At 44.0% G+C, this 7,412-nt stretch carries 6 protein-coding genes and 1 pseudogene; all 7 read left to right on the forward strand.

Features of this window, described 5'->3' with window-relative positions; translation table 11 throughout:
- The coding region (locus tag BSG1_RS18345; protein ID WP_006838721.1) for a 3-hydroxyacyl-CoA dehydrogenase/enoyl-CoA hydratase family protein at positions 1-1,927 on the forward strand (1,927 nt) is incomplete at its 5' end.
- 31 nt (positions 1,928-1,958) lie between these two features.
- Positions 1,959-3,137, forward strand: a complete 1,179-nt coding sequence (locus tag BSG1_RS18350) for an acetyl-CoA C-acetyltransferase (RefSeq protein ID WP_006838722.1) — start codon at positions 1,959-1,961, stop codon at positions 3,135-3,137.
- 419 nt (positions 3,138-3,556) lie between these two features.
- Complete coding sequence (locus BSG1_RS18355) at positions 3,557-5,341, forward strand: acyl-CoA dehydrogenase family protein (protein ID WP_006838723.1); 1,785 nt, start codon at positions 3,557-3,559, stop codon at positions 5,339-5,341.
- A 309-nt stretch (positions 5,342-5,650) separates the two neighbouring features.
- Positions 5,651-6,433, forward strand: a complete 783-nt coding sequence (locus BSG1_RS18360; protein ID WP_006838724.1) for an SDR family NAD(P)-dependent oxidoreductase — start codon at positions 5,651-5,653, stop codon at positions 6,431-6,433.
- Positions 6,434-6,470: 37 nt separating this feature from the next.
- Complete coding sequence (locus BSG1_RS18365) at positions 6,471-6,773, forward strand: ArsR/SmtB family transcription factor (protein WP_006838725.1); 303 nt, start codon at positions 6,471-6,473, stop codon at positions 6,771-6,773.
- Positions 6,774-6,878: 105 nt separating this feature from the next.
- Positions 6,879-7,235, forward strand: coding sequence for an arsenate reductase family protein (locus tag BSG1_RS18370; protein ID WP_006838726.1), 357 nt, complete (start codon positions 6,879-6,881; stop codon positions 7,233-7,235).
- 78 nt (positions 7,236-7,313) lie between these two features.
- Positions 7,314-7,412: pseudogene (locus BSG1_RS18375) on the forward strand (glycine cleavage system protein H); the annotation flags it as partial.

Raw genomic sequence — 7,412 nt, forward strand, 5'->3', positions numbered from 1 at the left:
AAAACATTTCCTGGGTACTCACTTCTTTAATCCGCCGCGTTACCTGAAGCTTCTTGAAGTCATCCCGACGAAGAAGACAGATCCGGAAGTGCTGTCTTTTATCAAAACGTTCGGTGAAGATGTTTTAGGAAAAGGTGTTGTGTTTGCGAAAGATACACCTAACTTCATTGCAAACCGCATTGGTACGTATGGCCTTCTTGTCACATTGCAGGAAATGCTTAAGAGCGGTGTCAGTGTCGGAGAAGTCGACTCCATCACAGGTCCGGCTATCGGCCGTCCTAAGAGTGCAACATTCCGTACCTTGGATGTTGTCGGTTTGGACACGTTTGCTCATGTAGCCAAAAACGTTTATGACCAGGTAGAGGGAGAAGAAAAGAAAGTATTTGAAATCCCTGAATTCATGCAGAAAATGCTTAAAAATGGCTGGTATGGTTCAAAAAGCGGCCAAGGTTTTTATCTGAAACAAGGAAAAGAAATCCTTGAACTTGATACAGAAACACTGGAATACGGTCCCCGTAAAAAGTTAAAAACAGCTTCAACGGAATTAAGCAAACAGGAAAAGGGTCTGTCGAATAAAATGAAAGCGCTTGTATATGCAGAGGACAAAGCTGGAACTTTCCTTTGGAACATTCTTTCGCCGGTCCTTGTTTATTCAGCGGAACTGCTGGGAACCATCGCAGATGACATCGTCTCAATCGATCAGGCGATGAAGTGGGGCTTTGGCTGGCAGCTCGGACCATTTGAAACGTGGGACAGCATCGGCCTCGAAAAATCTGTCAGCAAGATGAAAGAAGAAGGCAGGAAGATTCCTTCCTGGATCACAGAGATGCTCGAAGCCGGTCACACAACTTTTTATAAAGAAGAAGACGGTGAACAGTACTTCTACCATAATGGTGATTATAAACAAATCGAGAGAAATCCTAAAGTCATAGATTTAAAGATTTTAAAGAAACAAGGAAAAGTAATCAAAAAGAACTCTGGTGCAAGCTTGATTGATATCGGTGACGGCATTGCCCTTCTTGAATTCCACTCACCGAACAATTCAATCGGTTTGGATATCGTTCAAATGATCAACTTCTCTATTGAAGAAGTTGAGAAAAATTACAAAGGACTTGTTATCGGGAATCAAGGCAAAAACTTCTGTGTAGGAGCAAACCTGGCCATGATTTTGATGGAAGCTCAAGATGACAATATATTTGAAATTGATATGGTTGTCCGCCACTTCCAGCAAGCGATGATGAATATCAAATACAGCAAAAAGCCGGTCGTTTCCGCACCATTTGGGATGACGCTTGGCGGCGGATCGGAAGTATGTCTCCCGACTGCCCATATCCAGGCTTCCATGGAAACGTACATGGGGCTGGTTGAAGCAGGGGTCGGACTGATTCCAGGCGGAGGCGGCAACAAGGAATTGTATATCAGACATCTTGATATGATGCCTGAGGGAATCGATTTTGATTTGCAAAAGGTTGCCAACAAAGTATTCGAAACAATCGCCATGGCGAAAGTCTCAACTTCCGGAGATGAAGCAAGAGACAATAACTTCCTATCAAACTCTGACGGTGTAAGCGCAAATGGAGATCATCTTTTATATGATGCGAAACAGGCAGCTTTAGCTTTAAGTGAAAGCGGCTACACGCCTCCGGTCCGCAAAAAAGTTCCGGTTGTAGGTGAAACAGGCTATGCTGCATTGATTCTGGGTGCCCAGGCAATGCTTCACTCGGGCTATATCTCTGAGCATGATCTCACAATCGCGAAGAAACTGGCGTATGTCATTGCGGGAGGCAAACTGCCTTTCGGGACAGAGGTAGATGAACAATATCTTCTGGACCTGGAGAGGGAAGCGTTCCTGAGCCTCGTCGCCCAACCGAAATCACAACAGCGTATGCAGCACATGCTGGTAAAAGGGAAGCCGCTGCGTAACTAATTATTACTTTTACGAGAAATGGGGGAAGAACATGCGAGAAGCGGTAATAGTAGCCGGCGCACGTACACCGGTCGGAAAAGCAGGCAAAGGGACTCTGGCAACCGTCAGACCTGATGACCTTGGTGCGTTGGTTGTAAAAGAAACACTTAAAAGAGCTGGAAACTATGAAGGTAATATAGATGACTTGATTATAGGATGCGCCATGCCGGAAGCAGAACAAGGCTTGAACATGGCAAGAAACATCGGAGGATTGGCGGGACTTCCACATAATGTCCCTGCCATTACCATCAATCGATACTGCTCATCAGGACTGCAGTCCATTGCTTATGCAGCAGAAAAAATCATGCTGGGCCATTCAGATACAGCCATTGCAGGCGGAGCAGAATCCATGAGCCTTGTGCCGATGATGGGCCATGTGGTCCGTCCGAACGCTAAATTGGCAGAAACGGCTCCTCAGTATTATATGAGCATGGGCCATACGGCAGAGGAAGTGGCCAAGAAGTTCGGTATCACAAGGGAAGATCAGGATGCCTTTGCGGTACGAAGCCATGAAAAAGCGGCAAAAGCAATCGCAGAAGGCAGGTTTCAGGATGAGATTGTCCCTGTGGATGTGGTTCTTCGTTCGGTGAACGACCAGAACAAGGTAGTCGAAAAGAATATCACCTTCAGCACTGACGAAGGGGTAAGACCCGGAACAAACCAACAAGTCTTGTCTAAATTGCGTCCGGTCTTTAATGTAAAAGGTTCCGTTACGGCGGGGAACTCGTCTCAAACAAGTGACGGAGCAGCTGCAGTGATGGTTATGGACCGTGAAAAAGCAAGCTCATTGGGCTTAGGGCCGATGGCAAAATTCAGATCGTTCGCTGTTGCAGGGGTGCCGCCGGAAATCATGGGGGTAGGTCCAGTTGAGGCGATCCCGAAAGCGTTGAAAATGGCTGGTCTTCAATTGGAGGACATAGGGCTGTTTGAATTGAATGAAGCCTTTGCTTCGCAATCCATCCAGGTCATCCGCCAGCTTGGACTCAATGAGGAAATCGTGAATGTTAATGGCGGCGCGATCGCTCTTGGTCACCCGCTTGGCTGTTCTGGTACAAAACTGACTCTTTCTCTAATTCATGAAATGAAGAGAAGAAACGTTCAATTTGGAGTCGTAACGATGTGTATCGGCGGAGGAATGGGTGCTGCCGGTGTGTTTGAACTGATTGGTTAATTTTACGGAGGCTTTAAACCAAGCTTTTCCATATATATTACCGACTCTTTAGTAAGCTTTTCCTTAAAAAGGTGTTTATCTAACTTTACTTTGTATACCAGTTGTTGATTGGAACGGAAGGTGCGTGACCTCCTGCGGGACTAGCGGGACGTCTAGCTGCAGTGCCCAGCCCCTCGGGGTCAAATAACCCTCATAGAATAAAAGGAAAGTTCGCCTTTTTTTCTATGAGGAACATTTGCCTGTCGGGGCTGATCGGGGCACTTCCGCTTTGGATGACAGGTGAGACCCCGCAGGCGAAGCCGAGGAGGCTCACCGCCCGCCCCGCGGAGTCACGCATCCTGTAGTGGAAATCAACACACTTTTCAATGGGCAACAATGACTAAGGAAGTATTGTTTTAAAATAAGGAGGAAAAAAACAGATGACAAATCAAACTGATAAGTTGGTAAAAGGCGGCAGCTTCATTATCGAAGACGTTTCATATGAAAATGTGTTTACACCGGAAGATTTTACAGATGAACAGAAAATGATTGCCAAAACGACAGAAGACTATGTCGTGAATGAAGTTGTACCGCAAGTCGAGCATTTGGAAAACCATGAATTCGACCGTTCGGTTAAGCTGCTGAAAGAAGCAGGCGAACTTGGTTTGCTTGGAGCAGACGTTCCGGAAGAGTACGGCGGGCTGGGACTTGATAAAGTAAGTTCAGCTCTTATTTCTGAAAAGATGTCGACTGCCGGCGGCTTTTCTATCACTCACGGAGCACACGTAGGGATTGGATCCCTTCCAATCGTATTATTCGGTGATGAGGATCAAAAACAAAAATACCTGCCAGCATTGGCAACAGGCGAGAAAATTGCTGCGTATGCATTGACTGAGCCCGGTTCCGGTTCTGATGCCCTAGGTGCCAGAACGACTGCAAAACTTAATGAAGCAGGCACTCACTATGTGTTGAACGGGGAAAAACAATGGATTACAAACGCTGGATTTGCAGATGTATTCGTTGTTTACGCAAAAATCGATGGAGAGCAGTTCTCAGCTTTTATCGTAGAGCGGGAATATCCAGGCGTTTCAACTGGTGCTGAAGAAAAGAAAATGGGAATCAAGAGCTCTTCCACACGTACTTTGATCCTTGAAGATGCACAAGTGCCTGTTGAAAACCTTTTAGGTGAAGCTGGAAAAGGACATATCATTGCCTTCAATATCTTGAATATCGGCCGTTATAAGCTTGGCGTAGGGGCAGTAGGCGGAAGCAAGCGCGCGATGGATGTCACGATTAAATACGCGAACCAGCGCCAGCAGTTCAAGACTCCTATCTCTTCTTTTAACTTAACCAAAGAGAAGTTTGCCACAATGGCAGCAAAACTATATGCCACTGAGAGCTCTGTATACCGTACAGTAGGATTATTCGAAGACCGCATGAGCAAATTGACAGAGGAAGAAGTCAAAAATGGTACAGAGGTTGCGAAGTCGATTGCAGAATATGCAATCGAGTGTTCATTGAATAAAGTATTCGCAACGGAAACCCTTGATTATATCGTGGATGAAGGGGTGCAAATCCATGGCGGATACGGTTTCATGCAAGAGTACGAAATTGAAAGAATGTATCGTGATTCCCGTATCAACCGTATCTTTGAAGGAACGAATGAAATCAATCGTCTTCTTGTTCCTGGCACATTTGTCCGTAAAGCATTGAAAGGCGAATTGCCTTTATTCCAAAAAGCACAGGCGCTTCAGGAAGAACTGATGATGCTTATGCCGGAAGAAGTCGGCGATGCACCGCTTGAGCAGGAAAAATATCTGGTGAAGAATGCGAAGAAAATCGGTTTGTTGATTGCCGGGCTCGCTGCACAGAAATATGGTAAGGCGTTGGAAAAAGAGCAGGAAATCCTTGTGAACATTGCGGACATTATCTCAAACGCATATGCAATGGAATCGGCTGTCCTTCGTACGGAAAAGGCGATCGCAAAAGACGGCGCAGAAAAAGCAAAGCAGAAACTGTTGTACACTCAAATCTTCTGTCAGGAAGCCTTCAATGAGATTGAAGCGCATGCCAAAGAAACATTGGTGGCTGCCGAACAGGGTGATTCGTTAAGAATGATGCTGTCTGCGCTTCGCAAATTCACTCGCTACACACCGCTTAACATGATTGCTGTAAAACGTGAAGCGTCTGAAAAACTTATTGAAGCAGAGCGTTATGTATTATAATTGTCTTAGAATCGGTCTTCCTCAGGGAAGGCCGGTTTTTTATTTGGTATGATCGTTATCCGCTCATACTGGGCGATTAGCGATAAAGTTTTATTGATATTCGACACGTAAATCAAGATAAACGACAAGCATAAGTCGATAGTCGACAAATCTAAAGCAATACCTAAAATATCTCTGAAAATCGCCGCCAATTGTTATAAACTCTATCTCCAGATAAATACTACAGACAAAGAACTATTGCCTAAAATATAGAAAGGGATTATTATATGTTTAAAAGTTTAAACATATAATAATAAGAGGTGTAGATAAATGAAAAATAAAGTAGTAGTCATTACAGGTGCATCAAGTGGATTAGGAGTCGAGTTTGCAAAGCAGTTTGCCGGCAGAAGTTATGACCTTGTGTTGACGGCTAGAAGTGAAGACAAGTTAAACAATCTGGCAAAAGAATTGGAAGGGAAGCATGGTATTAAAGCACATGTCATTCCGATTGACCTTTCCCAGCATGGATCAGCGAAAACGCTGCATGAAAAGGTAGTATCTTTGGGGCTGACGACAGAAATCCTAATTAATAACGCGGGTTTTGGGTTATTCGGAGAATTTGAAGATACAGATATCCAGAAAGAAGTAGACATGATTGAGGTGAATATTACGGCTTTGACCGAACTTACTAAGTATTTTGGCAAGGAAATGGTGGTGGGGAATACTGGAAAGATCTTAAATGTCGCCTCCGTAGCAGCATTCCAGCCTGGACCTTTAATGGCGGTTTATTATGCTACGAAAGCGTATGTACTATCTCTCTCAGAGGCTCTTTCTAATGAATGGAAGGACAAAGGGGTTAAAGTTTCCGTATTGTGCCCAGGGGCCACAGAAACAGGGTTCAGCAACTCAGCTGAACTTAATCAATCCAAGTTATTCCAAGGTGATGTCATGCAGGCGGAAGAAGTAGTAGAAGAAGCGGTAAAGTCCCTTTTGGAAACAAATAAAACAGTTGTTATCCCAGGAATGAAGAATAGAGTGTTGGTCAATTCGGTCCGTTTCATGCCTAGAAAAATGGTCACTTCCGTTGTCCGCAAGGTGCAAGAACGTATATAATGTCAGATAAGATCGTATAGAGGGAAGGGAATGCTAATTGGGTCAAAAAGCAATGGATACGTTTCGTAAATGTATTCCTTTATTTCAAGCATTGAGTGATCCCTACAGACAGGATATCATTCTGCTGCTTGCTGAGAAGGAACCTTTGACCGTCAATGAGATTACAGAAAACCTGACTTTATCAAGACCGGCTGTCTCTCATCATTTAAAAATTTTACGGGACAAGCATCTTGTGACCATCGAGCAAAAAGGAACTCAAAGATTCTACTCTCTTGCACTAGAACAAGCTGTTGAAGAGTTAAAGGAACTGATAGATACGGTCGAAAACACTTGCAGCTGATAAAATAAGTTTTCCTTAATATCCTGTGTGCCTTGCAGGATATTAAGGGAAATTGTCGAATTAGTTATTGGCTGAAGGATAGATTTATGGAAGGGTGGTGAAAACATGGCAATCCAGTTTTATTCATATCCAAAATGCAGCACATGCCGAAAAGCTAAACAATGGCTTGAGGAAAACGACAAGGAATTTAACGAAATACATATTGTTGAAAACCCTCCAACAAAGGAGGAGCTTAAGGCCCTTTATGAAAAGAGCGATTTGCCGCTGAAAAAGTTTTTCAACACAAGCGGGAAAAAGTATCGTGAACTTGGATTGAAGGACAAAGTCAACAGTTCTTCCGATGATGAATTGCTGGAGATTCTGGCAAGTGACGGCATGCTTATCAAACGCCCTCTGGCAGCAGAAGGATCCAGCGTCACCCTGGGATTTAAAGAAGAAACATATGAAGATACTTGGAAATAAGAAATTGGTAAGGTTTTCTTGCTTTTAGGACAGTAACTATGTCAATATTGATTTGAATATAGCAATGGAGGGATAGGAATGAGCACACCAAAAGAACTTCGTTATTCAGAAGAACATGAGTGGGTTAAAGTTGAAGGGGAAAAAGTACGTATTGGAATCACTGATTTCGCACAGTCA

The sequence above is a fragment of the Bacillus sp. SG-1 genome (assembly GCF_000181495.1).
Classification (GTDB): domain Bacteria; phylum Bacillota; class Bacilli; order Bacillales; family Bacillaceae_B; genus Rossellomorea.

Excerpts from the sequence above, each read along its gene's own strand:
- BSG1_RS18355 (WP_006838723.1), top strand. The coding sequence starts at position 3,557 with ATGACAAATCAAACTGATAAGTTGGTAAAAGGCGGCAGCTTCATTATC.
- BSG1_RS18360 (WP_006838724.1), top strand. The coding sequence starts at position 5,651 with ATGAAAAATAAAGTAGTAGTCATTACAGGTGCATCAAGTGGATTAGGA.
- BSG1_RS18350 (WP_006838722.1), top strand. The coding sequence starts at position 1,959 with ATGCGAGAAGCGGTAATAGTAGCCGGCGCACGTACACCGGTCGGAAAA.
- BSG1_RS18370 (WP_006838726.1), top strand. The coding sequence starts at position 6,879 with ATGGCAATCCAGTTTTATTCATATCCAAAATGCAGCACATGCCGAAAA.